Raw genomic sequence first — 23013 nt, forward strand, 5'->3', positions numbered from 1 at the left:
ATGAAAATAATCCAAGAGGGAAAGGCTAAGATCCGTGTTCCCGAGCTCAGAGAGATCGTCTCCTCCGACATGCCCGTCTTTTACAACCCCAGAATGAGGGTCAACAGAGACCTCGCCGTCCTCGGACTTGAGTTCGTGTGCAGGAAGCTCGGCAGAGAGGTCATGGTCGCAGACCCCTTAGCGGCGAGTGGAATAAGATCTATAAGGTTTTTGAAAGAGACCGACTGCGTCGGTAAGGTGTTCGCGAACGACATAAACGAGAAGGCAGCTCAAATAATGGAGGAGAACTTCAGGCTCAACGAAGTCCCCCCCGAGAAGTACGAAGTCCACAGGGAGGAGGCAAACTACTTCCTCAGAAAGAGCTGGGGCTTTGGTTTTGACTACGTTGACCTTGATCCTTTCGGAACGCCGGTTCCCTTCGTAGAGTCCGTGGCTCTAAGCATGAAGAGGGGTGGGCTTCTCAGCCTTACGGCAACGGACACCGCACCCCTCTCGGGAACTTACCCGAAGACCTGCGTAAGGAGGTACGGGGCGAGACCTCTCAGAAACGAGTTTAAACACGAGGTAGGTATAAGAATCTTGATAAAGAAGGTTATAGAGCTGGGTGCCCAGCACGACATAGCGATGATACCCATGTTCGCCTACTCCCATCTGCATTACTTCAAGCTATTCTTCATGAAGGACAGGGGCGCCAAGCTGACCAACTCGCTCATTGACCAGGTGGGCTACATACTTTACTGCTTTAACTGTCTCAACCGCGAAGCGGTCTTTGACGTCCTGAAGGTCAGGGAGTTCTGTCCCGTGTGCGGTACCCGTTTCAGCGTTGGGGGTCCCCTGTGGCTCGGGAAGCTATGGGACGAGGAGATGACAGACTTCATTTACAGAGAGGCTCAGGAGAGGGAAGAGGTCTCCAAGGAGACGAAGAGGATTACGACTCTTATATGGGAAGAATCAAAGCTGCAAACTGTTGGGTTTTACCTGCTCTCAAAGCTCTCCGAGAAGGTGGGAATACCCCAGCAGCCTCCCATAAGGAAGGTGGTTGAGTTCTATGAGGGGACGAGAACCCACTTTGCCGGCGACGGATTCAGGACGAGGCTTGATCACCTTAAGGTTCTTGAGAAGTCAGAGGAGCTTAAGGGTATAATAGAACGGCGTTTGAAAGGAGGGGTGTGATGAGTCCGGAAGAGATGCTCAAGAGTTTTCCAGACCAGCTTGAGTGGGAGAAGCTTGATATTGACCTCTCCCTCTACCACACCGTAACCTTCTGCGGAATGGGTGGCTCTGGAATAGTGGGCGACATAGCCAAGAGCTGGCTGGAGCACAGGGGCTGTAAGGTTCCAGCTCTCACACACAGGGGATACGGACTCCCCAACTGCGTGAAAGGAGAGGAAAACCTCGTGGTATGCATAAGTTACAGCGGAAACACCGAGGAGACCGTGAGCAACTTTGAGGAGGCTATGCAGAGACAGGCTACGATAGTATGCGTTAGCTCCGGAGGTAAGTTAGAGGAGCTTGCCAAGAGCAGTGGCGTGCTCCACCTGAAAGTCCCAGAAGGTTTTGCCCCGAGGTTCGCTCTGGGATACATGCTCTCCAGAGTTCTTGCCGTGCTCGGTATAGACAGGGAAGAGATTGAAGACGCGCGGGACAACCTGAAGAACTCTTACGAGGATATAAAGAATAAGGGAGAGGAGATAGCGAACAAGCTTTACGGCTACATACCTGTCATATACTCAACACCCCTCACAGAGGTGGCAGCCTTCAGGTGGAAGACCCAGATAAACGAGAACTCAAAGACACAGGCTTACTTCGCAACCCTGCCCGAGATGCACCACAACGAGGTTATGGGGCTGGAGAATGCGGAGATAAGGAGCAAGTGCGCCTTCGTCGTCATGTTTGACCCTAAAGACCACGAGAGGGTCAGGAGAAGGGTTGATATAACGATAAAGCTCCTTAAGGACTTTGGGATAGTACCCATAGCGATAGGCGGGGACGGGAACTCCTACCTCGCAAGGACTCTACACCTCATACACGTGGGTGACTGGGCGAGCTACTACCTTGCGGGGAAGTACGGGTTTGAACCCCTTCCTGTGAGTACGATAGAGAGGATAAAGGAGGAGCTCTCAAAGGGTTAATCCTCCTTCCCGTACATCTTCTCGTACTTCTTCTTCCGGGCTGAGCCCATCCCCTTCCAGTATATAAAGAGAACACCGTGCAAAAGACCTATAAACAGAATTAGAGCCACGACCTCACTCATAGTAGAACCTCTCCGGCGCTTTAACCTCTCCCAGCTCTTTCAGTATATCCTTCACCCTGTATGCCTCTTTCAGTATCTCCATGTAGTCAGCCTCTCCCTTCTCAACCATGTCCATAGCTCTCTCAAGCTCCCTCGTAAGCTCCTCACTGACGTAGTTAGGATAGTGCTCTCTCAGGTAGCTGTAGACCTCCATTCCCATCTTAGTTGGGAAGAGCCTTCCCTTTACCTCCTTCACGTAACCCCTATCAAGGAGCGTCTGGACTATGTGGGCGTATGTTGAAGGTCTACCCAGACCCTTTTTCTTCATCTCCTGTATGAGAGTCCCTTGGGTAAATAGGGGAACCTTGGGGACTTCTCTCATACCTACGGGCTTGATCTCATAGGGTATCCTCTTCTCAAAGAGCCTGAAGGTGGGAAAGATCAGGTCAAAGCCGTGCTCTATTACCTCAGTAACGACCTCCTCTTCCCACTCGTAGTAAGGGAGTTCCACGCGAAGGGTCTCCGCCACGACCTTTGCAGGTCTCATCTGGGATGCCATAAAGCGCTTGAATATGAGCTCATACAGGCTCAAAGCCCTGTTGGGTTCTTCCAGCTCAATCAAACCCGCCGTGATCATAAACCTCAAGTTTGAGGGATCCACGGGTCTTGTTGGTCTTATGCACTCGTGGGCGCCGCCCTCTCCCCAGCTTCTCGGATAGAAGAGCTCCTCTCCGAACTTCTCGCTTATGTAAGGTTTAGCTACCGTATACCTGCCGGCTTCGGAGACGCGGGTGGAGTCCGTCCTGTGGTAGGTTATCAGACCAGCCTCAAAGAGGCTCTGGAGGAGCTTCATGGTCTCCTGGGCGGAGAGCTTCAACCTCTCGCTCGCATCCTCAAGGAGAGTGTCCGTTGCGTACGGGGGCAGAGGTCTCTTCTCCACCTCACGGGGAGAGTGGGTATAAACCCTCGCCAGCTCAAGCTCCTCGTAAACGCTCCTTGCCACATCAAGGTCTTCTATCTCAGCCCTGAAGGTATGTCCGTTCACCTCAAATACGACCTCCCCCTTCTTCTCCTTGGACTTCTTATAACGTTCTATTATCCAGCCAAGGACGGGGGTCTGAACCCTGCCCGCCGAGAACCAGTTCTTTCCGAAGACCTTCCAGAGAACCCTTGATAGGGTGAAGCCAACCCACCTGTCAAGGACACGCCTGACTATCTGGGCTTTCACAAGGTTCGTATCCAGCTCTCTCGGGTTCTCAACAGCCTCTCTGAAAGCCTTAGGTGTTACCTCGTGAAACTCCGCCCTCTTCACTTCCGCGTTGAACGGTCTAACGAGAAGGTAAAGGTCGTAGGCTATCTTCTCACCTTCCGCGTCCGGGTCTGTGGCTATAAAGACCTCGTCAACCTCATACCCAGCCTCTCTCAAAGCCTCTACGACACTGAGCTTGTCTTCAACCTTTCCCCTGCACCGCCTCTTAAGGTAGTCCAGGTCTGTGTGCTGAAGCCCCTGGGGCTTGCACCTCTTTATAGTATCGTAGACGGGAGTGAACTTACCGTTCTCAGCTATAACTCCGAAGAACCCCTTGTCGGTCACGAGGTCAAGGACGTGCCCGAGGGACGCCGTTATCACCAATAACCTCTCGCCGAGGGGAACTTCGTAAGCCACGCTGTCCTTTATGAGCCTCATCTGGGGCTTCCCGAAGAAACTCGCTATCGTCCTCGCCTTGTTGGGAGACTCAACCACCACGAGGGTGGTTTTGAATAGGTCTTTAATCTCCTGGACAACTTTACCTTCAAGAACGAGCCTCGCCCTTTTTCTGTCCTCGTCTATCTCCCTAAGGAGCTTGTCAAGGTCTATCTCCTCAAGTCTCTTAAACTCAACGTCTGACTGCATGAAGTAGGCGGAGAGTCTCCTTCTTAAGGAGTTGAAAGCCTTCGGGTCTGAGTAGAAGAGCACGGAGAGCCCCTTCGTCATGCCGCCCGCTATGAACCGGGAGGTTCTTCCCGAAGCCTGAATGTAAGAGTTGGCATCACCCACGACAACGTATAACTTCCCCTCCTTCCTGACGAGGGATATGTCCTCGGAGCGTTCTATCTTTCCCATAAACTCCTCGTCGGAGAGGTACCTGTCAAGGAACTCCTTTATCTCCTCAAGCCTCTCCTTCACGCGGGGATACCTGTCAAGCAGCTCTTCCCTAAGGGTCAGATAGCGCCTTGTGTAGTTTATGTACTCCACCGCCTTCAGGCGGTCTTCTTCACTGAACAGGTTTAACAAGGTCAGGAGCAAGGAGTGGAGTAGAGAGGGTTGCAGGCTGAGTTCGGTGGGGAACATGTGCTTTGGAGGATCAAGGAAGATCGCATACCTTATTACGTGGGGAAGGTCAAGACCCCTCACGAGGGGGTTGGTTATGTGGGATATACCCACTGCCACATCAAAGTCACCCTTTTCAAGGGTTTCGTAGAGCTCCTTAGGCTCGTAGTCAAGGTAGCTTATAGCCTTCAAACCTCTGCTCCTGTAAAACTCAACGACCTCGTTGACCTTCTCCTTCCCGTAGAATACGGAGATGTAAACGAGACCTCCCCTGCCCAGCCTCCTTATAAGATCAGCGGAACTCTCAAGGGCTTCTTGCAGGTCTTTAACGGGCTGTGCCACGTCTACTATGTTCCTCAGGGTGGTTACAGCCTTCTGAACCTCAAAGCCGAGCAGGTTTCTGAAGAGGAACACCCTGTTTCCCTTGGGCTTCAGGGTCGCCGAAGAGACCACTAGAACCGTATCCCGCTTCCTCTGCCTTATCTTAGACAGCCTTTCCCAGTCCTTCTCGGTCTTGTTCTCCTTGAGGGCGAGCTTCAGTTCGGACTCGCTGAAGCCGAGGAGCTTAAAGAGGTTATCCACGTTTTTGGAACGCTTCAGGAATGAGTCTATGTCGTCTATGAATATTAGGCTGAAAGAGAACCTGGTCAGGTTCTCAAAATTCTTGTGCAGGAACATGTTAGTCCCACAGAGAACATCAAAGTCACCCGCCAAGAACCTCTCCCTGACCTTCTTCCTTGACTCGTAAACGAGGACGTTCTTATCTACACCGAGCTTCTCGGACAACTCCTTGAGCCTGTTGCCAGCCTGACTGGCGAGTATCCTCGTGGGGAATATCAGGAGAACCTTGGGCTTAAGGAATAGGGCGCTGACCAAACCGAAGGTGGTCTTCCCAACACCCGTAGGCGCCACCACCGCAAAGGAGTGTCCCATGAAGACCCTCTTAGCCCAGAGCCTCTGTAGGCTCCAGGGACGAGCTCCCACAGCTTTCTCAAAGAACTTCTCAAACTCGGAGAGTCTCCTCTCGGTTTCGCAGAAGGGAAGTAAAGCTTTGAGCCTGTGGAGACTACCCAGCGCCCCACACACATCATCCGAGGGTTCTGGAAGACATCTGTAACAGGGAAGACCCCTCCCGAGCCTCTCATCGCTTATGGCTCCCCCACAGTTGGGGCAACCTCTCTCCACTATCAGGAGGCTCATAGGGAAATTATAAAGCCTCAGTGCTTCAGGACGTCTCCAACGAGCCGGTCTATCTCCTTAGCCAGTTTTATGTCCCTCTCCGTCACACCACCCGCCTCGTGGGTGGTCAGTTTCACCCTCACCTTTTTGAAGCTCACCTCAAGATCCGGATGGTGCCAATGGGCTTCTGCCAGCCCTGCTATGGTGTTTACCACGAATATGGTAGTCTTCCAGTTCTTGGTATTAAACTCCTTGTGTATGTACCCATCGCCAAGTTCCCAGCCTTCCAGTTCGGAGAGATCTTTATCTATCTCTTCCTTGCTAAGAACTTTCATCACTTCTCCACTCCCATGGTGTCTATAACAGCTTTTATCTTGTGCTCAAGGAGTTCCATGTTCTTCATCAGTCCGCTCACGTTGGTAGCTATCTCGCTGGCGGTTGCGTTTTGCTCCTCCACCGCTGTGGCTATCTCGCTGATGTGACCCTTTATGTTCTCTATTGACTTGGAGTTTGCCTCCGATCTTCTGTCTATGTCCTCAAAAAGTATGATCACCTTCTCAAGGTTCTTGGCAAGTATCGCCATTCTGTTGGAGAGCTCTTTGATGTCCTCGTCCAAGGATTCTATCTTCTCGTTTATGGAGTTGGCGAATCCGTCCGTCCTGTTGGCGAGCTTGCGAACCTCTTCGGCAACTATGGCGAATCCCCTTCCGCTCTCCCCAGCCCTTGCAGCCTCTATGGAAGCATTCAAAGCGAGCATGTTGGTTTGCTCAGCTATAGAGTTTATCTCCCTGACCGAGTCCTTTATGCTCTCAAAGGAGTCGTGGGCTTTTAGGAGTGTGTGGTTGTAGGTCTTTAGTTCCTCCCGTACGCTCACTATCCCTTTGGCTTCGTTTACTATAACCTCTCTCGCTTGAGATACCTCTTCCGTAAGGGTGTCTATCTCTTCTTTGATACCCACTATGCTCTCCGTGAGAGCTCTTATGGTTTGGGTGAACTCGTCTATGGCGGTGCTTATGCCTAAACCCGTTTCCCTAACGTTACGGATTTCCTTGGTGAAGAACTTGAACATGTGCCTTGAGGCTACCTTGGTGTGAACGAGCTTCCACAACCTTTGGGAGACTTTCTTCAGGGTTTGGGTGGTGTAGGTGGTATCTTGAGGTTTGACCTCTTCCCGATGGGTTTCCTTTTTCCTAAAGAGTGAAAACATGCCTTACTCCACTATCTTTTCTAATATGTCCACGCCACAATCAAGATCAGAGAGCCAATCAAGAAAGCGGTTTACCGACTCACCCTTAAAGAGCGCCCCGTGCTGAGGAGCTATCATCTGAGGGTTGTGTTTCTTAACCATGTTCACCCATATCCTACAGGCTCTTTTGGACGCCATGTATCTTCTGTGGAAGCCCTCCGTGTAGGGCAGGTGTCTATCAAAGTCTTCAACGAAGGAGTAAGACTCTCCCTTGGGAAATACGGAAGCGCCTATGTCTCCCGAAAATAGAATGCGGGATCTCGTATCAAAGAGGGTGAAGTTACCCGTTGAGTGGAGAAAGTGGGCGGGTATCAGAAGGAGTTTATCGCCCGTTCCGAGGGTTATCTCACCTCCCTTGTCCTCTATACCCACTATCCTGCTGGTGTCCATCAAACCGAAGTGAGGCAGAAATCTCGTCCACAGCTTAGATATATAGACCTTAGCGTTGGTGTTTTCCAACCACACGGGTATGCCAGAGCTCACATCCGGGTCTTGGTGGGTGTAGAAGATGTACTCTATCCTGTCCAAGTCTATGTGTTCGGATACGGAAGCTATGACCTCCGGTAGGACGTAAACACTACCGGGATCAAGGAGAACCCCCTTTCCTCTGTTGATTATCAAGAACTGGTTGGTCTGAACGAGCTCGCCTTCCTCTTCCTGATCCCACTTGAGCCAGATGAACTTATGGTCGCTGTCTTCGTATAGAACCTGTGCACTCATGATCAAAGCTCCATATCAAGCTCGTTGAACACACTGTAAACGTTCCTCATGTGGAAGACTTCGTACATCTTTGAGTCCTTGAAGGGTGAGTCCTTCAGCTTCTCCTTCACCTCGTCTATGAAGAGTCCCTCGTCCTTCAGCCTTCTGACCTCTTCCCTCACGAAGGTTATGTAATCTCTCGTCCAGGCAATCGCCTTCTTGTCCATGGGGTCTCCATGTCCTCCCAAGAGAACCTTAGGTCTTAACTTCCTTATCCTATCAAGAACCTCAAGCCACGCCTTCGTGGACACGTTCCTGTCCCCCATAAAGGGTATCCTCTTGTAAGACACGAGGTCCCCGACGAAGTAAAAACTGCCAACCCTTATGACGAGGTCTGTATTGGTATGGGCGGGTGTCATGGGGATTATCTCTATCACATCTCCGCCCACCCTGAGCTTAACCCTGCTGTCCACAACTATGTCCGGCGGGAACAGCTTAACGCTCCCGAACACCCCGAAGGACTTCTGAGCACCCTCAAGCACCATGTCCGCACTTCCATCTTCGTAAAACTCTTTGAGGTTTGTGTGGGCTATGAACTTGGCTCCCTCCTCTTTGTAGGGAGCTATCCCAAACCAGTGATCCATGTGGTAGTGGGTCACGATAACGTAAAGGATAGGAGCATCTTTTACCTTTTTCAGCTCTGAAATGAACTCCCTCGCAAGCTCGGGAGTTGATAGGGTATCTATAACGACCCAACCCTCTCTCGTAAGCACGCCGTAGGCGTTTGATATAAAACCCCTGTTCTCTTTGGAAGGCAGTCCGTAACCCCCCTTAGCCATGTAGATCCTGTCTCCTACCTTCTGTAGCTCCATACCGAGAGCCACAGACAGGAAGAAGAGCACAACTATAAAGCTCCTTACCATATCTACACCCCTCCTTTGGAGGTCAGCACTTAAGGATAATTCACTTATAATTTAGGTGTAGCACAAAGAAAGGGGGTGATGAAGATGGACTTTCTCGGAAGAGACGAAGCGCCTCTGACCCAGGAGGAGTGGGAACAGATAGATGAGGCTGTGGTCAAGGTAGCTAAGGAAAATCTGGTATGCAGGAGATTCGTTCCCGTGATGGGACCCATAGGACCCGGTCATCAGATGGTTTCCTACGATGTCATATACGGCATGGAGCCGGGCGTGTGTGAGATAAAGCCGGGTCAGGAGTACGAGACCTGCGAACCCGTCAGGACGGGTGTTAGGAAGCACATACCAATACCCACCATATACAAGGACTTCGTAATATCATGGAGAGACCTTGAATACTTCAGGCAGTTCAACATGCCCATAGACACCTCCAACGCGGTTGCTGCGGCGGTCGCCACCGCGGTTGCGGAGGACACACTGATACTTCTGGGTAACAAGAACCTCGGTCTTGAGGGCTTGATGACAGCCGAGGGTGTAAATTCCATGTCCATGAGCGATTGGTCTAAGGTAGGTAACGCCTTCAGCGATGTGATAGAGGGTATCTCCAAGCTGGTGGAACAGGGCTTTTACGGGAATTACTATCTGGTAGTGAACCCTAAGCAGTACTTCCAGCTCAACAGGATGCACGACAACACAGGACTTCTTGAGATAGAGCAGATAAAGAAGGTGGTCAAAGACGTCCTTCAAACACCCATAATTCCCGACAACAGGGCACTCTTGGTATCCGCAGGTCCTCAGAACTTTGACCTCGTGGTGGCTCAAGATGTGTCGGTGGCTTACGTGGAGTCTTCCAACATGAACCACCTCTTCAGGGTGATGGAGATGGTCGCCTTGAGAATAAAGAGACCCGGTTCAATACTCGTTATAGGAAAGGGGAAGTAAAGCTTCTAAATGTGGGTTCTTGGACAGCACGATGAGCCTTACCGGAAAGCAAGGAATTCCGTCCTCAACCTCGTAGGCAACACACCGCTGGTAAAAATAAGCAAGGTCATTCCCGAAGACATATCTCCCGATGTGGAGATATACGCAAAGCTTGAGAGCTTCAATCCCGGCGGTTCGGTGAAAGACAGACCCGCACTATCCATGTTCCTGACCGCCCAGAAGGAGGGAATAATCACCGAAGGTAAGGTGGTTATAGATGCCACCTCCGGCAACACCGGTATAGCCCTCGCCATGGTGGGTTCAGCGCTCGGCATACCTGTGGAACTCGCCATGCCTGCCAACGTGAGTGAGGAGAGGAAGAAGATAATACAGGCTTACGGGGCGAAGGTGTATCTCACAGACCCTCTTGAGGGCACCGACGGGGCGATCATCTACGTGAGAGAACTGGTAGAGAAGAACCCGGACAGATACGTTTACCTTGACCAGTACAACAATCCGGCAAACTGGAGGGCACACTTCTACTCTACGGGCATAGAGGTATGGAACCAGACCGAGGGCAGGGTAACCCACTTCGTAGCTGGCATAGGAACGGGCGGAACCATAATGGGAACGGGAAGAAGGCTCAAGGTTTACGACCAGAACATACAGGTGATAGGCGTTCAGCCAGCCTACCCTTTTCACGGAATAGAGGGGCTCAAGCACATAGAGAGCTCCATAAAGCCGGGCATATTTGATGAGAACTTTCTTGACAGGACTATATTCGTGGAGACGGAAGACGCCTACGAGTGGGCGAGAAGGCTGGTGAAAGAAGAAGCCATATTCGTGGGTCAGTCCTCGGGTGCTGCACTCTGGGCATGTATAAAGCTCGCAAGGGAGCTTACCGAGAGGGGAGAGAAGGGAGTGATAGTCACCGTATTCCCGGACGGAGGAGAGAAGTATCTCACCACCGCACTCTTTGAGTGATCAGGTTATCTCCTCTATGGACTTTCCCTTAGCCTCCACGCCGAACATACTCCAGAGAAGGTATGCGATAACTCCCACAAGCCAGAAGGCGAAGAGTCCATAGACGCCGTAGGCGTAGTTATGCTGAGAGAGACTCACGAGAAGGGGCGGAGCCACCACGCCTCCCAGCCTACCTATGATGGATATAAGTCCTATGGCGGTAGCTCTCACGTGGGAGGGGAATATCTCCATGGCGCTCACGTAAGCAACGCTGGCAAAAGAGAAGGCTATGAAGGAGTATATGGCAAAGGCGACGTAGAAGTTATCAAGGTGAACGAGCGTAAGGGTAGCAAGGGCTGAGAGTATGGCTATGCCGAGACCCGTCGCCTTCCTACCCAGAAGGTCTGCAAATATAGCTACCACCACTCCTCCGAAGAAACCGCCCACACTACCCATCATAAACAGGGTGGGGACGCTCTCGGGAGGTAAGCCCATGGCTGGGGCGAGGCTTATAGGCAGCAAGCTCACGAGCCCGTAGTAAGTGGTGAGTATGGTGAGGCTAAGGGAGCTTGCAAACACAAACCGCCAGCGGTAGCCTCCCAGTATAAGCCTCATACCCTCAAGTAGACCTCCGTCAAACACGGGGACAGAGCACCTCTCAGCCCTGAAAGTTTTACCGGCTTCCACTTCAAGAGACCTCACTATCTTCTCGGCTTCCTCATCCATACCTTTAGATAGCAGCCATCTGGGGGACTCGGGAACGCTCCTCCTGACCCATACGATAAGGAGGGCTATAACACCGCCCAAGAAGAAGGCGAACCTCCAACCCCACTCGGGATCAAGATTCTCCAGCAGAGCCATAGCCACAAGGGAAGCGAGGATACTTCCCACGTTCTAGGAAGCTACCACGAAGCCGTCCACTTTTCCTCTGTGGCGGGCGGGGACGAACTCATCTATGGCGGAGTGTATGGCTGCGAACTCCCCACCTATGCCCGCACCCGCCACAACCCTTAGCAGGAAGGCGCTGTAAAAGTCCCAAGCGAAGCCGGTGAGAAAGGTTCCGAGAGAGTAGAGCAACAGCGTAAGTATGAATACCTTCTTCCTGCCGTACCTGTCCGCAAGGTATCCGAAGAGGAAAGATCCGAGTATAGCTCCTACCAGAAAACCGCTTATGACGAGACTGCCCTGCAGGGGTGTTAGGTTCAGGCTCTTGGTCATACTGCCCAGCACGTTGCCGACTATCACCACCTCAAAGGCGTCCAAGATCCAAGTCACGCCCAAGGCGACCAGAAACCTTGTGTGAAACCCGCTCCAGGGCAGGGCATCAAGGCGGCAGGTTATATCAGTCTCTATAAAACGCATACCGGTAAGAAAGTATAGAGGAGTGGTAATATATAAGCCATGCCCTACGTCAACGTTAAGGTGGCGGGAAAGCTCACCAAAGACCAGAAGAGGAAGATAGTGGAAGGCGTTACCAAACTTCTGGAAGAGGTGGCTGGCAAACCGCCCTCCGCAACCTACGTGGTCATAGAAGAGGTGGACAGGGACAACTGGGGTAAGGAGGGAAAGCTGCTCTCTGACAGAGATTGATGGGTAAGCTTTACGTAGTCCCCACTCCCATAGGTAACCTCAGGGACATAACCCTAAGGGCTTTAGAAGTCCTCAAAGAGGTGGAATATATAGCCTGTGAGGACACACGGAGGGTAAAGATACTCCTTAACCACTACGACATAAGGAATAAAAAGCTCATATCCTACTATGAGCCCAGAGAGGAAAAACAGATACCACGCATTATCAGCGTGCTCAGGGAAAAGGATGTGGCGTTGGTATCGGACGCGGGCACGCCCGGCATATCCGACCCGGGCTTCAGGCTCGTAAGAACCTGTATAAGGGAGGGCATAGAGGTAGAAGTCCTGCCCGGACCATCAGCGGTGATAACGGCTCTCGTTGGTTCCGGTCTTCCCACCGACAGGTTCGTGTTCGCAGGCTTTCCGCCCAAGAAGGGCAAGAGAGGGTTCTTTGAAGAGTTGTTATCGTGCGAGTCTGCCACTTTCGTAATATACGAGTCCCCAAAGCGTCTGGTAAAGACCTTACAGCTCATAGGGGAAGTTTTCGGAGATGTGTGGGTGTGTGTGGCTCGTGAGCTGACAAAGATACATGAAGAGTACATAAGGGGAGACCTATCGGAGGTCATTGAAGAGCTTGAAAAAAGAAAGAACATAAAGGGAGAGGTGGTGGTGCTATTCAGAGAAAAAAAGTTCTATACGGCTTACTAACGGTCGCCTCGGTGGGCGTTACTCTTCTTGCATCTTACGTCCACCACAGGTTCGTGATGGGCATAGAGAAGACAGAGCCCTATCAGTACATAGTTCCCTTTCTAGTGGGTATTCTGTTCGGAGCCGGATTCTCCGCGCTGATAGGTCTGCATAGCTCTCTTAAAGAGAAAGAGAAGAAACTCAAGGAGCTCGCCTCAACAGACCCGCTCACGGGTTTGCCCAACAGGCGGGAAATAATGAACTTTCTGGACTTTGAGTTCAACCGGGCTAAGAGAAATGGAACACCCCTCTCAGTGGCGGTCATAGACCTTGACGACTTTAAGTTTATAAACGACACCTACGGACACGTGGCAGGTGACGAAGTGCTTAAATCGCTCGCTTCCCTGATAAGGAGGAACCTGCGTTCAACGGACATGGTGGGGAGGTTCGGTGGAGAGGAGTTTGTCGTGGTTATGCCCGATACGCCTCTGAACACGGCGGTTAAGGTCATGGAGAGGCTGAGGAGGGTTGTGGAGGAGACCTACTTTGAACCGATCGGCAGCGTGAGCATAAGCGTTGGGGTCGCCCAGCTTAGAGAGGGGGACGATGTGAGCAACCTGTTGAGCAGGGCAGACGGTAAACTCTACCAGGCTAAGAGAGAGGGCAAAAACAGGGTGCTGGCGGGTTAGCCAGCCTTAGCCTCTTCCTTCTTGTCTTCCTTAACCTCCTCCGCCTTTACTTCCTTTATCTTCTTTTCGTCCTCTTCAACCTCTATCTCTCCCGAGAGGGCTTTCTTGAAGTTCCTTATGCCTGCACCGAGAGCTTTACCAGCCTCCGGTATGCGGGAAGCACCAAAGAGAACGAAGACGATGGCGAGGATTATCAGAAGCTCCGGAATTGAAATGTTGCCTATAAAGGGCATCACTCTTCCTCCTTTTTATTCAATTTAGGCTTCTCTTCCTCCTCTTCCGAGAGTCCCTTCTTAAAGTTCTTTATACCCTCTCCCAGAGATCTGCCGAGCTGGGGAAGTCTTGAAGCCCCGAATATAACCACCACGATAAGAAGTACTAGGAGAAGCTGCCAAGGTAAAGGAAAGTGCATTCACAAACCTCCTGCTATTTAATATAACCTTTCAACAGCACCTTATCCACTCCAAGGGAGAGTGCTCCATACCCATCCTCCTGTGCCATGCGTGAAACTCCTCAAGGAGCTGGGGGTAAGCCTCTAAAAGGAGGAACTTGTAAGGGTTTGGAAGACCAAAGTAGTCCGAGAAGAGGAAGAAGAGGAACACCTCGTCAAGCCTGCGGGCTTCCCTTGAGAACTCCTGACCGAACTTGAGCCTGTAAAACTCGGAGAATAAACGGGATAGATTCACGCCTGCACTCCCTTGCTCTCCGACCTGAGAGCGTGGATAGACTCAAGTATTATAGCCACCTCAAGGATGAGGATTATCCCGCTCACACCCGCCAGCAGGTAATCACCCTTAAGGGCGTTGTTCACAAGGTTCATAAACATGGCGAGGGAGGTTATAACCAGAACACCCACGAGGGGAAGAAGCACTGGCAGCGTAGGTCTCCCTTCTCTTCTAAGGTAGAGGAAGGTCACGAGCAAGGCGAGTCCTGCCAAGAGCTGGTTGGCGGCTCCAAAGACCGGCCAGAACAAGAGACCCCCCTTACCGCCTTCCTTGGCTAAGACGAGACCCATAGAGGTCAGAACGGCAACGAGGGAAGCAAACCAGGCGTTCTTTAAGGGCTTTATTGAGTAAATCTGTCCGAGCTCGTTCAGTATGTACCTCTGTATCCTTACGCTCGTATCCATCGTGGTCGCCGAAAACAGGACTATCAGTGTGGCTATCAGTGTTCTGGAGAGCTCCATGTTTATACCGAGGGATGATATCAGGTTGGCTCCCCCTTCCACCACCGCCGGGACTGCGGATTTCTTTATACTAGCCCAAGAAGAGTAGAGCTCGGCGAACCTGTCCGCGGAGAACATGGCAATACCCGCCGTACAGGCTATTATCACAGCTACCGCAAGGGAGCTCTCTCCCAGAAAACCGAGGTATCCAACAGTCCTCGCATCCCTCTCCCTAAACAGCTGTTTTGAAGTCGTTCCCGAGGAGACGAGGGCGTGGAAACCACTTAGGGCACCACAGGCTATCGTTATGAAAAGGAAGGGAAATATGGGGGGCGCACCTTCGGGGCTTGGATTGAAGGCAGGGGCGGAGACAGAGGGGTTTGCCACGAAAGCCCCAAGGTATATGAGAAAGAGTAGTATTACCACCTGAAGTCCGTTCAGGAAATCACGGGGTTGCAGGAGAAGCCACACCGGTAGGGAGGAGGCAAAGAACGTGTACGTAAAGAGGACAACTATCCAGAGCATTATGGCTTCAAGCCCGAGAGCGTTTGCAACGGGCTTTATATCAAGGGGATACAGGTTACCCACGTATATGGAAGTGTACAGCAGAAGCAGGAAAAACACGGTGGGTATAAGAAAGTTTATCCTCAGCCTGTAAACGCTCAGCCCGAAGAGGAGGGCGAGGGGGATTATGCTCCAGGCAGGTATAACGCTGGAAGGGAACTTTATGAAGAGTAAGGCTATTACGAAGGCAAAGACAGCGTTCACCAGAATGGCGAGGGCGAGTATGAGCAGGAGGAAAACCACCCTTGCCCTCTCCCCAGCGTACTCGCCCAGAACGCTGCCTATAGACCTGCCCTTGTGCCTCACCGATGTAACGAGGGCACCGAAGTCATGGACGGCACCTATGAAAACTGCACCGAGGACGACCCAGAGCAGAGCGGGCAACCAGCCCCATATAACCGCTATTGCAGGACCAACTATGGGTCCCGCACCCGTGATGGAGGTGAAGTGGTGTCCGAGGAGTATCCACCTGTTCGTGGGGACGTAGTCAACACCGTCCTCAAGTTCGTGGGCGGGAGTCTTCTTTGAATCGTCAAGGGCGAAAACCCTCTCCGCAAGGTACCTTGAGTAAAAAAGGTAGCCAACGAGGTAAGAGAAGAAGGCGAAGGCTATGATGCCCACAGCACCCATAGTTCTGAGATTATAAAACGCCTTGAAGGGCGTGTGTTTTATATTAAAAACCTATGAATATCCTTATAGTCGGAAGCGGTGTGGTGGGTCTCTCCACCGCCTTTGAGCTCGCCCTCGCAGGACACGAGGTAAGGGTCGTAACGAGGAACTACGAAGAGGGAACCTCGTGGGTCGCCGGCGGCATGCTCGCGCCTTTCTCGGAGGGTCTTGAAGGCGACCTGTTGAACTTTTCAATAGATAGCCTCAATCTATACTCGGACTTCATAAAGAGGCTTGAGGAGGTCTCCAGATTAAAGCTCTTCTATGTGAGGAACGGCATACTCCGTCTCGCTCTCGGGGAAGAGGAATACAGCTTTCTGAAGGGGAAGGCTGATCTCTACCGGCGTATGGGCTACGAGGTTGAGGAACTGTCCTCTGAAGAACTCCCTGAACATCTGTCTGAGGAGCCGATGGGAGGCTTTCTGTTCAGGGAGGAGGGCAACGTGGACGCAGAGAAGCTCATGGACGCCCTACTCTTCGCCTGTGAGAACCTGAAGGTCAAGATACTCATAGACGACATAACAGAGCTGGAAAGGGAAGGGGACACAATAAAAGGTGTAAAGGGTTACAGAGATACCTACGGTGCGGACTTCTACGTTTTCACCGCAGGGGCATGGAGCAGGTCCCTCCTGAAGGTGCCCGTCTATCCTGTGAAAGGTCAGATACTCAAGGTCAAGGGTCTTGAACTGGAGAGAGTTTACTACTCAACAGCTTCCTACATAATACCCAAGGAAAACCACATACTCGTGGGGGCAACCTCGGAGGATGCAGGCTTTGACAGCAGGACAACCCTTGAAGGCATAAAGTCCCTGATGGAGGGAGCTATCAGAGTAGTTCCCGCTTTGGCAAGGTCTGAGCTCCTTGACGTCAGGGTGGGCTTCAGACCGGCAACTCCCGACGAGAAACCTGTGTTCTCCCTCGGGGACAACTTCGCTATCCTGACGGGACATTACAGGAACGGGATACTCTGGGCACCGGCGAGCGCCAACATCATACTTGAGCTCTTAGAGAAGGGCAAGGTATCAAAGTATTTTGAAGCCTTCTCCCCGGATAGGTTTTCCTCACTGTGAACCAAAACCGTCAAAAATCATATTGTTATTTGGAGAAAAGGTTTTTATTTTTTTAAAGTCCAAATCATAGGAGGAAGGATATGCTCAGAGCTGAGTGGGTTGAAAAAAGAAGCAAGTTTAAGAATAAAAGCCAGATGCACTTAGCCCGTCAGGGCATAGTCACCGAGGAGATGGAGTACGTAGCCCGTAGGGAGGGGCTACACCCGGAGTTCGTCCGTCAGGAAGTAGCACGCGGGCGGATGATAATACCCGCAAACGTCAACCACCTACACCTAGAGCCCATGTGTATAGGAATGAACTCCAAGGTCAAAGTGAACGCCAACATAGGAAACTCCGGACTCGCCTCAGACATACCCACCGAGATAGAGAAGGCTAAGGTCGCCATAAAGTTCGGGGCGGACACGATAATGGATCTCTCCACCGGTGATGCAATACCCGAAACACGCCAAGCGATAATAGAGGCGAGCACGGTTCCCGTGGGAACCGTTCCCATATACGAGGCTTGGAAGATAGCCAAAGGAGACATAAAGGCTCTAACCATAGACCTGATGCTTGACGTTATAGAGGAACAGGCAAGGCAGGGTGTCTCCTATATGACCATACACGCGGGGATACTGAGAGAGCACCTGCCCGCGGTTCAACACAGGGTTATGGGTATCGTCTCCAGAGGCGGTGCCATACTCGCCCAGTGGATGACAGAACATGACAAGGAAAACCCTCTCTACACCCACTTTGACAAGATATGCGACATATTCAAGAAGTACGACGTCTCCTTCTCTCTTGGAGACGCTCTCAGACCCGGCTGTATTGAAGACGCCACCGATGACGCTCAACTGGGAGAGCTTAAAGTACTCGGAGAGCTGACCGAAAAGGCATGGAAGCACGACGTCCAAGTCATGGTAGAAGGTCCCGGACACGTTCCTCTCAACGAGGTTGAGTTCAACATGAAGATCCAGCAACTCTGGTGTAAGGAAGCTCCCTTCTACATACTGGGTCCTCTCGTCCTCGACGTGGCACCCGGATACGATCACATAGGAAGCGCCATAGGTGCTGCGGTTGCCGGTTCAGTGGGGGCATCTATGCTCTGTTACATAACTCCCAAAGAACACCTCGGTCTTCCCAATATTGAGGACGTCAAGCATGGTGTCTTGGCGTACAAGATAGCCGCCCACGCTGCGGATGTGGCTAAGCACTGGCCCGGGGCAAGGGACTGGGATTTGGAGATGTCTAAGGCGAGATATGCCTTTGACTGGAACAGGCAGTTTGAGCTCGCTATGGATCCGGAAACCGCGAAGGCATACCACGACGAGACCCTACCACAGGACGGCTACAAGACCGCCAAGTTCTGCTCCATGTGCGGACCGGAGTTCTGCTCCTACAAGATATCCCAGAAGGTTCAGGAAAAAGTAGAACCCGAGGAACTGCTCGCTAAGGACAACTGGGTGGCACCATGAGGTCGTGGACTTACTTCATACAGCTGGTCGGCAGGAACGATAAAGGTGAAGCAATGCAGGAAGGGGCACTGTACATAGTTGCAGTGCCCACCGACAAAAATCTCTTCCAAGCTCAAAAGCTCAGCTGTTACGCGGAACACTACCTACCAGAAGAGAGCGCCGTAAATCACGGGAAAGCCTTTGCAGTGGGGGTTGAGTTTGAGGTTGAAAACCCGAAGGACTACGGGCTAAGCTTCTACAGGGAAGACGATGAGCTCTACGTGTTTGAAGAAGGTATAAGTATGAAGGAAGGTCTCAAAAACATATACCGCCTACTTATGGACAGGCTCACCAGCCTCGGATACGGAAAGGACTTTGACACCCTCTTTGACATGGGCAACCCCTCGGAGGAGCTCATGAGGGAATGTTTACTTGAGGCTATAAAGGAAGCCTAAGGGCTGTAAATAAAACAATGTTTTAGCGTGTTGATGTATCTCATACTTTTTGCCTTGACAATATAAGGAAATCCTTATAAATTGTAGGCATTCCTTTAGAAGAGAGCGGAGGTCAAGTAATGGATAAAGAGAAGCTTATCACACCAGGACCATCGGGCTATATGCCCGAACCGGGAGCTTTCATGGGTGTTGAACTGCCAGAGCCCGGAAAAGCTCTCCTTTACGGTGAGATAGTTGACGAAGAGACCGCCATGAGAGAGGCGGCAAAGGCTATGCTCACCAAGAGAAACCCCACCATATTCCCGGGACCCTTAGTCCTGTGGGGATGGAACGCGGGTGCTATGGAGAAGGCGAAGGCTGTCCTTGAGCTCGCCATGGAGATCCCCAACTGCAGGATAATCCCCATGCCTGACTACAGACCCAAGTACCCCAAGATAGACCCTGAAGCGGAAATAAACCCCAACCACCCTAACCTTACCATACTCCACAACAAGATAGAAGCCTGTATATTCGTTGGCGTTCACTGTCACTACGCGAACCTTTCGCTGAGGATGATAAGGGCTGGAACCAACTGTTTCACGATAGCCCTATGCGCTGAGATGGGTCACGAGGACGCCATGGTCTCGCTGAGAGACGTCCACGCTGAAGAGATAAGGAAGTTCAAGGACGTCCTCGTACAGGTTAGGAACGAGCTGGGAATTGAGTGGGAACCCACTCCGCCCCCAGAGAACCCGTCCCTGCCCAAAGAGGAGTGGACGAAGGTGTCTCCCCTTGACTTTGGAGAGTACGCAGCTCTCCTTATGCCCAGAAGGGGTGAGGTCGTAGAAGAATCTGAGTAATATTAGGAGGTGTAATATGCCTGAGCAGAAGGTAGTTGAACCGGAGCACCTTCTTCTGGAAGCTCCGAGGGAGAGGAAGTTTATAACAGGCTCTCAAGCCTTTGCAGAGGCTGTTAAAAGGGCAAACGTTGATATAGCCATAGCTTACCCAATAACCCCCCAGTCAGAGACCATGCACCTTGTCGGTGACCTCTTTGCCCAGGGTTACATAAAGGACTACTACAGGGCTGAGGAAGAGTACGGTGCCATGTCCGCCATAGCCGGAGCGGTCAGAGGTGGCGCGAGGGCTTACTCCGCAACCTCAGGACCTGGTCTCCTCAGAGGTCTGGAGGCTATCGTCTCATGGCCCGGACACAGGATACCAGTGGTGCTGGGCATAATGACGAGGGTTGTCAATGCGCCTCTTTCTATACAGCCCGACAACGTTGAGATAGCTTACCTGCTACACTCGGGTCTCGTGGTTCTCCACGCCGAGAACCAGCAGGACGTTTTTGACTTCACCCTTGCAGGATTTCCCATATCCGAGAAGGTGGACGTTTACCTTCCCGTGGTGGTGGCAACGGAGGGCTTCTTCGTGACCCACGCCAAGGGGTACGTTGAGCTTCCTCCTGAAGACATGAAGCTACCGCCCAGAGACCCCTACAAGGCACCCGTTCCCCCAACCGACTGTGAGATACCCCCTGCGAGGATACAGAGGGACGCTCCCGTCCAGAAGTCCAACTTCATGAGCTATCTGATACACGCCGTATGGCAGCAGGAAGTTTGGTCTGCCAACAAGAGGGCTATGAAGTGGATATACCACTACCTCGGTGGACCCATTGAGGTCGTAAACCCAGATGCGGACGTATTCATAGTTGCGAGCGGATGTGCTGCCGCCCAGGGAAGGGAAGCTCAGAGGTACGCCGAACAGGAAGGACTGAACGTAGGTCTCATAAAGGTTAAGTCGCTGAGACCCTTCCCCGAGAAGGAGATAAGGGAAGCCCTCAAGAACGCCAAGGCGGTTATCGTTCCCGAGCACAACATCGTTGGGTGGCTCGCCAAGGAGGTTAAGGCGGTCATACCCAACAGCGGTATAGTTGTGGACGGACCGAGGGTTTACGGAGGCATGACCCTCCCCGTTGAGCTTATAATGGACGAGATATATAAGGTGCTTGGCATAAAGAAGGAGAAGACGCTCGCATAAATCCCATTTTAAGGAGGTGTATCATGGGACTTGAGTACGTAAAGATCTCACCGGGTTTTGAGAAATACATGCCCAGAGACTACGTTGACCTCGTAGAGTACGGGCAGTTTGGAAAGCAGATGGATGTCATGCAGATGGGGCAGTTTAAGGAGCTCGTTGAAGAGCACCCCATGTGTGCCGGATGTTACATGGCATACTTCATAAGGGTGTTCTACGCTGCCCTTCCCAACCCTGAGGACACCATAGTTCTCGGTACGGCTGGATGTGCAAGGCTCGCCCTATCTCAGGCTGCCGTTCCCTTCATATACGGAAACTACGGAGACACCAACGCAGTTGCCTCTGGACTCAAGAGGGCTCTCTCCATAAGGTTCCCCGACAAAGTTAAGGACGTGGTAACCATAGCAGGTGACGGTGGACTGATGGACATAGGCTTTGGAATGACCATGCACTCCTGGTTCAGAAGGGAGAAGTTCACCACCATAATGGTGGACAACGAGGTTTACGGTAACACCGGTGGTCAGGAGAGCGGAATGTCCCCCAAGGGGATACAGCTGAAGATGGCTCCCAAGGGCAAGCAGTTTGACAAGATAAACGCGGTTGAGCTCGCCCAAACTGCCGGCTGCGTTTACGTCGCAAGAATATCCCCCACAAATCCCAAGAGGATAGCTAAGGTTATAAGAAGGGCGATACTCGCCGCAAGGGAGTTCGGTCCAACCTTCATACACGCCTATACCTCCTGTAACATTGAGTACTCCATACCCACGAGAGAAGTCCTCGCTGACGCAAGGGACAGGGAGAAGAAGGACTTCAAGTTCTACGAGTGGATGACCGACGAGGTTAAGGAGTACCTCACCGAGATAGAGAAGAAGCAGAAGGAGGAGGTCAAGTCATGAAGAGATACAACATAAGGATAGCTGGTGTCGGTGGGCAGGGGGTCGTTACCTCCGCCCATATCCTCGGTAACGCCATGTCCGCAGCCGGTAAGTACGCTTCTCTGGTGCCCTTCTTCGGTTCTGAGAAGAGGATGGCTCCCGTTGAGGCTTACGTCAGGGCGTCAGACCAGCCCATATACGAGGTTGGAGAGGTCGTTTATCCCAACGTGATAATGATCTACCACCCTCAGGTTATAACCCACGGTAAGTCCTACACGATGCCCTTTTACACCGGTTTGAAGCAGAATGGAATGGTGATAATAAACACGGACGTTGATATAATTCCCGACGAGGACAAAAAGGTGCTTGAAGACCTGAACGCCAAGATATTCATGATACCCGCAACCCAGATAGCGAGGGATATAGCGGGAACCGAGCTCGCTACCAACATGGCTATGATAGGGCTCTTCTTCGGTATTACAAAGCTCGTCAACCTTGAGCACATAGAGAAAGCCCTCGTTGAAAGGTTCCTCGGTGGAAGCTTCGTAGCCTCAGGTGGTACAACCGCCCTTGACTCTGCTATAGAGAAGAAGTTTAAGAAGAAGCAGGAGCTTCTCGCAAAGAATATGGAAGTCATAAAGCATACACTCAAGCTCGCAGAGGATAACAAGTGGGTGGAGGAGGAAGAGGAGAAAGTAGCTACCTGAGGAGGTTGTAAATGTATTTTGTAGCGGAGGTACACGAAAAGGAGTGCGCCAAGTACAACTGTAAGCAGTGCGTCCTGTTCTGTCCTGAGCCAAACTGTCTGAACTACAAGGCGAGTGACCATACCGCCTGGGTGTGGGCTGACAGGTGCAAGGGCTGTGAGATATGCGTCTACGTTTGCTCTGACCTGTTGAAGAGGCACTGCATAGAGATGGTTATGGTGAAGACAGGGGACTGATACCTTCACTACCCGCCGTAAAGGCGGGTGCTTATCAACCTTTACTTTGGGTTCAGTGTGTTCTAACATATACCAAAACGGTGGAGGTTTAGTATGGACAAAGAGCTAAAGGACAAATTCGCGGAGCTTGCCAAGGAACTCAAGGATGTCATGGTCAACCCCGACATAGACATAGAGGTGTGCTTTAAAGAGGTAGAAGAGGGTGAGAGCTGCGAGCTGGACAAACCCTATCCCTACATAAAGGTAAGGTATATAACCGAAGAGCACGACGTCCACGAGAAGGACATAGAGATAGCTCCCGATAACTGGAACAAGAGCGTTGATGAGCTTAAAGAGTACGTGACCTTTATGATAGAACAGTTTATGGAAGAGATAGACAGCGTGGAATACGGCGGCGAGTAAAAGAT

26 protein-coding genes and 1 pseudogene are annotated in these 23013 nt (G+C 51.7%); 16 read left to right on the forward strand and 11 right to left on the reverse strand.

Annotated elements, in window-relative coordinates; all coding sequences use genetic code 11:
* Together HG1285_RS09925 and HG1285_RS09920 are read left to right on the forward strand one after the other, a co-directional pair.
* Positions 1-1173, forward strand: coding sequence for a tRNA (guanine(10)-N(2))-dimethyltransferase (locus HG1285_RS09925; protein ID WP_008287345.1), 1173 nt, complete (start codon positions 1-3; stop codon positions 1171-1173).
* Positions 1173-2132 carry a bifunctional phosphoglucose/phosphomannose isomerase gene (locus HG1285_RS09920; protein WP_008287346.1) on the forward strand — a complete coding sequence of 320 codons (960 nt, stop codon included), beginning with the start codon at positions 1173-1175 and terminating at the stop codon, positions 2130-2132. Before HG1285_RS09925 ends, HG1285_RS09920 begins: the two co-directional genes overlap by 1 nt.
* Here HG1285_RS09920 and HG1285_RS20480 read toward each other — a convergent pair.
* The 6 genes from HG1285_RS20480 to HG1285_RS09895 are packed head-to-tail and all read right to left on the reverse strand — an operon-like array spanning position 2129 to position 8591.
* A complete protein-coding gene (locus tag HG1285_RS20480) occupies positions 2129-2254 on the reverse strand; it encodes a hypothetical protein (RefSeq protein ID WP_008287347.1) in 126 nt (41 codons plus the stop codon). The two genes, HG1285_RS09920 and HG1285_RS20480, sit on opposite strands and share 4 nt — an antisense overlap.
* Positions 2247-5744, reverse strand: a complete 3498-nt coding sequence (gene rgy, locus HG1285_RS09915; RefSeq protein WP_008287348.1) for a reverse gyrase — start codon at positions 5742-5744, stop codon at positions 2247-2249. The genes HG1285_RS20480 and rgy overlap by 8 nt, the downstream gene beginning before the upstream one ends.
* A 17-nt stretch (positions 5745-5761) precedes the next feature.
* Entirely contained in the window at positions 5762-6058 is a 297-nt protein-coding gene (locus HG1285_RS09910) for a 4a-hydroxytetrahydrobiopterin dehydratase (protein WP_008287349.1), read from the reverse strand.
* Positions 6058-6930, reverse strand: a complete 873-nt coding sequence (locus HG1285_RS09905) for a methyl-accepting chemotaxis protein (protein ID WP_008287351.1) — start codon at positions 6928-6930, stop codon at positions 6058-6060. The genes HG1285_RS09910 and HG1285_RS09905 overlap by 1 nt, the downstream gene beginning before the upstream one ends.
* 3 nt (positions 6931-6933) lie before the next feature.
* Positions 6934-7689 carry an MBL fold metallo-hydrolase gene (locus HG1285_RS09900; RefSeq protein WP_008287352.1) on the reverse strand — a complete coding sequence of 252 codons (756 nt, stop codon included), beginning with the start codon at positions 7687-7689 and terminating at the stop codon, positions 6934-6936.
* Positions 7690-7691: 2 nt separating this feature from the next.
* Complete coding sequence (locus HG1285_RS09895; RefSeq protein WP_008287353.1) at positions 7692-8591, reverse strand: MBL fold metallo-hydrolase; 900 nt, start codon at positions 8589-8591, stop codon at positions 7692-7694.
* An 84-nt stretch (positions 8592-8675) separates the two neighbouring features.
* Here HG1285_RS09895 and HG1285_RS09890 point away from each other — a divergent pair, with 84 nt between their 5' ends.
* Together HG1285_RS09890 and cysM are read left to right on the forward strand one after the other, a co-directional pair.
* Complete coding sequence (locus HG1285_RS09890; protein WP_032496612.1) at positions 8676-9527, forward strand: family 1 encapsulin nanocompartment shell protein; 852 nt, start codon at positions 8676-8678, stop codon at positions 9525-9527.
* Positions 9528-9536: 9 nt separating this feature from the next.
* Positions 9537-10490, forward strand: a complete 954-nt coding sequence (gene cysM / locus HG1285_RS09885) for a cysteine synthase B (RefSeq protein ID WP_008287355.1) — start codon at positions 9537-9539, stop codon at positions 10488-10490.
* On the opposite strand, the pseudogene HG1285_RS18130 reads toward cysM, so the two are convergent.
* Positions 10491-11831, reverse strand: a pseudogene (locus tag HG1285_RS18130) (MFS transporter).
* 39 nt (positions 11832-11870) lie between these two features.
* Between HG1285_RS18130 and HG1285_RS09880 the strand changes: the two are divergent.
* The 3 genes from HG1285_RS09880 to HG1285_RS17375 are packed head-to-tail and all read left to right on the forward strand — an operon-like array spanning position 11871 to position 13413.
* The gene (locus tag HG1285_RS09880) at positions 11871-12059 is read left to right on the forward strand and encodes a 4-oxalocrotonate tautomerase family protein (RefSeq protein ID WP_008287358.1); all 189 of its coding nucleotides are present in this window, start codon (positions 11871-11873) and stop codon (positions 12057-12059) included.
* A complete protein-coding gene (gene rsmI, locus HG1285_RS09875; RefSeq protein WP_008287359.1) occupies positions 12059-12745 on the forward strand; it encodes a 16S rRNA (cytidine(1402)-2'-O)-methyltransferase in 687 nt (228 codons plus the stop codon). Before HG1285_RS09880 ends, rsmI begins: the two co-directional genes overlap by 1 nt.
* A gap of 11 nt (positions 12746-12756) precedes the next feature.
* Entirely contained in the window at positions 12757-13413 is a 657-nt protein-coding gene (locus HG1285_RS17375; RefSeq protein ID WP_008287360.1) for a GGDEF domain-containing protein, read from the forward strand.
* On the opposite strand, the gene HG1285_RS09870 is transcribed toward HG1285_RS17375, so the two are convergent.
* The 4 genes from HG1285_RS09870 to HG1285_RS09855 are packed head-to-tail and all read right to left on the reverse strand — an operon-like array spanning position 13410 to position 15772.
* Positions 13410-13646 carry a twin-arginine translocase TatA/TatE family subunit gene (locus tag HG1285_RS09870; RefSeq protein WP_008287361.1) on the reverse strand — a complete coding sequence of 79 codons (237 nt, stop codon included), beginning with the start codon at positions 13644-13646 and terminating at the stop codon, positions 13410-13412. The genes HG1285_RS17375 and HG1285_RS09870 overlap by 4 nt on opposite strands.
* Positions 13646-13825: a twin-arginine translocase TatA/TatE family subunit gene (locus HG1285_RS09865; RefSeq protein WP_008287362.1), complete on the reverse strand. Its 180-nt coding sequence runs from the start codon at positions 13823-13825 to the stop codon at positions 13646-13648. The genes HG1285_RS09870 and HG1285_RS09865 overlap by 1 nt, the downstream gene beginning before the upstream one ends.
* A 31-nt stretch (positions 13826-13856) precedes the next feature.
* Positions 13857-14099, reverse strand: coding sequence for a cory-CC-star protein (locus HG1285_RS09860; protein ID WP_008287363.1), 243 nt, complete (start codon positions 14097-14099; stop codon positions 13857-13859).
* The gene (locus tag HG1285_RS09855; RefSeq protein WP_008287364.1) at positions 14096-15772 is read right to left on the reverse strand and encodes a carbon starvation protein A; all 1677 of its coding nucleotides are present in this window, start codon (positions 15770-15772) and stop codon (positions 14096-14098) included. The genes HG1285_RS09860 and HG1285_RS09855 overlap by 4 nt, the downstream gene beginning before the upstream one ends.
* A gap of 53 nt (positions 15773-15825) precedes the next feature.
* On the opposite strand from HG1285_RS09855, the gene thiO reads away from it, so the two are divergent.
* From thiO to HG1285_RS09810, 9 genes are all read left to right on the forward strand, one after another.
* The gene (gene thiO / locus HG1285_RS09850) at positions 15826-16881 is read left to right on the forward strand and encodes a glycine oxidase ThiO (RefSeq protein ID WP_008287365.1); all 1056 of its coding nucleotides are present in this window, start codon (positions 15826-15828) and stop codon (positions 16879-16881) included.
* An 80-nt stretch (positions 16882-16961) separates the two neighbouring features.
* Positions 16962-18335 carry a phosphomethylpyrimidine synthase ThiC gene (gene thiC / locus HG1285_RS09845; protein ID WP_008287366.1) on the forward strand — a complete coding sequence of 458 codons (1374 nt, stop codon included), beginning with the start codon at positions 16962-16964 and terminating at the stop codon, positions 18333-18335.
* Positions 18332-18769: a hypothetical protein gene (locus tag HG1285_RS09840; RefSeq protein ID WP_008287367.1), complete on the forward strand. Its 438-nt coding sequence runs from the start codon at positions 18332-18334 to the stop codon at positions 18767-18769. Before thiC ends, HG1285_RS09840 begins: the two co-directional genes overlap by 4 nt.
* Before the next feature lie 119 nt (positions 18770-18888).
* Positions 18889-19608 (forward strand): carbon monoxide dehydrogenase beta subunit family protein, encoded by a 720-nt coding sequence (locus HG1285_RS09835; protein WP_008287368.1) that lies wholly within the window; start codon positions 18889-18891, stop codon positions 19606-19608.
* 16 nt (positions 19609-19624) lie between these two features.
* A complete protein-coding gene (locus HG1285_RS09830) occupies positions 19625-20791 on the forward strand; it encodes a transketolase C-terminal domain-containing protein (RefSeq protein ID WP_008287369.1) in 1167 nt (388 codons plus the stop codon).
* Between the two features lie 23 nt (positions 20792-20814).
* Positions 20815-21684 (forward strand): thiamine pyrophosphate-dependent enzyme, encoded by an 870-nt coding sequence (locus tag HG1285_RS09825; RefSeq protein ID WP_008287370.1) that lies wholly within the window; start codon positions 20815-20817, stop codon positions 21682-21684.
* Complete coding sequence (locus tag HG1285_RS09820) at positions 21681-22370, forward strand: 2-oxoacid:acceptor oxidoreductase family protein (protein WP_008287371.1); 690 nt, start codon at positions 21681-21683, stop codon at positions 22368-22370. Before HG1285_RS09825 ends, HG1285_RS09820 begins: the two co-directional genes overlap by 4 nt.
* 11 nt (positions 22371-22381) lie before the next feature.
* Positions 22382-22606, forward strand: coding sequence for a hypothetical protein (locus HG1285_RS09815; protein WP_008287372.1), 225 nt, complete (start codon positions 22382-22384; stop codon positions 22604-22606).
* Between the two features lie 93 nt (positions 22607-22699).
* Positions 22700-23008: a hypothetical protein gene (locus tag HG1285_RS09810; RefSeq protein ID WP_008287373.1), complete on the forward strand. Its 309-nt coding sequence runs from the start codon at positions 22700-22702 to the stop codon at positions 23006-23008.
* The last annotated feature ends 5 nt before the right edge of the window (positions 23009-23013 follow it).

This window comes from Hydrogenivirga sp. 128-5-R1-1, assembly GCF_000171895.1.

Coding starts and splice junctions, on each gene's coding strand:
- HG1285_RS09830 (WP_008287369.1), top strand. CDS start 19,625: ATGCCTGAGCAGAAGGTAGTTGAACCGGAGCACCTTCTTCTGGAAGCT.
- HG1285_RS09870 (WP_008287361.1), bottom strand. CDS start 13,646: ATGCCCTTTATAGGCAACATTTCAATTCCGGAGCTTCTGATAATCCTC.
- HG1285_RS09905 (WP_008287351.1), bottom strand. CDS start 6,930: ATGTTTTCACTCTTTAGGAAAAAGGAAACCCATCGGGAAGAGGTCAAA.
- thiC (WP_008287366.1), top strand. CDS start 16,962: ATGCTCAGAGCTGAGTGGGTTGAAAAAAGAAGCAAGTTTAAGAATAAA.
- HG1285_RS09900 (WP_008287352.1), bottom strand. CDS start 7,689: ATGAGTGCACAGGTTCTATACGAAGACAGCGACCATAAGTTCATCTGG.
- HG1285_RS09840 (WP_008287367.1), top strand. CDS start 18,332: ATGAGGTCGTGGACTTACTTCATACAGCTGGTCGGCAGGAACGATAAA.
- HG1285_RS09920 (WP_008287346.1), top strand. CDS start 1,173: ATGAGTCCGGAAGAGATGCTCAAGAGTTTTCCAGACCAGCTTGAGTGG.
- HG1285_RS09820 (WP_008287371.1), top strand. CDS start 21,681: ATGAAGAGATACAACATAAGGATAGCTGGTGTCGGTGGGCAGGGGGTC.
- HG1285_RS09890 (WP_032496612.1), top strand. CDS start 8,676: ATGGACTTTCTCGGAAGAGACGAAGCGCCTCTGACCCAGGAGGAGTGG.
- cysM (WP_008287355.1), top strand. CDS start 9,537: ATGTGGGTTCTTGGACAGCACGATGAGCCTTACCGGAAAGCAAGGAAT.
- HG1285_RS09835 (WP_008287368.1), top strand. CDS start 18,889: ATGGATAAAGAGAAGCTTATCACACCAGGACCATCGGGCTATATGCCC.
- HG1285_RS09895 (WP_008287353.1), bottom strand. CDS start 8,591: ATGGTAAGGAGCTTTATAGTTGTGCTCTTCTTCCTGTCTGTGGCTCTC.
- HG1285_RS09855 (WP_008287364.1), bottom strand. CDS start 15,772: ATGGGTGCTGTGGGCATCATAGCCTTCGCCTTCTTCTCTTACCTCGTT.
- HG1285_RS09880 (WP_008287358.1), top strand. CDS start 11,871: ATGCCCTACGTCAACGTTAAGGTGGCGGGAAAGCTCACCAAAGACCAG.
- HG1285_RS09925 (WP_008287345.1), top strand. CDS start 1: ATGAAAATAATCCAAGAGGGAAAGGCTAAGATCCGTGTTCCCGAGCTC.
- HG1285_RS09825 (WP_008287370.1), top strand. CDS start 20,815: ATGGGACTTGAGTACGTAAAGATCTCACCGGGTTTTGAGAAATACATG.
- HG1285_RS09865 (WP_008287362.1), bottom strand. CDS start 13,825: ATGCACTTTCCTTTACCTTGGCAGCTTCTCCTAGTACTTCTTATCGTG.
- thiO (WP_008287365.1), top strand. CDS start 15,826: ATGAATATCCTTATAGTCGGAAGCGGTGTGGTGGGTCTCTCCACCGCC.
- HG1285_RS20480 (WP_008287347.1), bottom strand. CDS start 2,254: ATGAGTGAGGTCGTGGCTCTAATTCTGTTTATAGGTCTTTTGCACGGT.
- rsmI (WP_008287359.1), top strand. CDS start 12,059: ATGGGTAAGCTTTACGTAGTCCCCACTCCCATAGGTAACCTCAGGGAC.
- HG1285_RS09910 (WP_008287349.1), bottom strand. CDS start 6,058: ATGAAAGTTCTTAGCAAGGAAGAGATAGATAAAGATCTCTCCGAACTG.
- HG1285_RS09810 (WP_008287373.1), top strand. CDS start 22,700: ATGGACAAAGAGCTAAAGGACAAATTCGCGGAGCTTGCCAAGGAACTC.
- HG1285_RS09815 (WP_008287372.1), top strand. CDS start 22,382: ATGTATTTTGTAGCGGAGGTACACGAAAAGGAGTGCGCCAAGTACAAC.
- rgy (WP_008287348.1), bottom strand. CDS start 5,744: ATGAGCCTCCTGATAGTGGAGAGAGGTTGCCCCAACTGTGGGGGAGCC.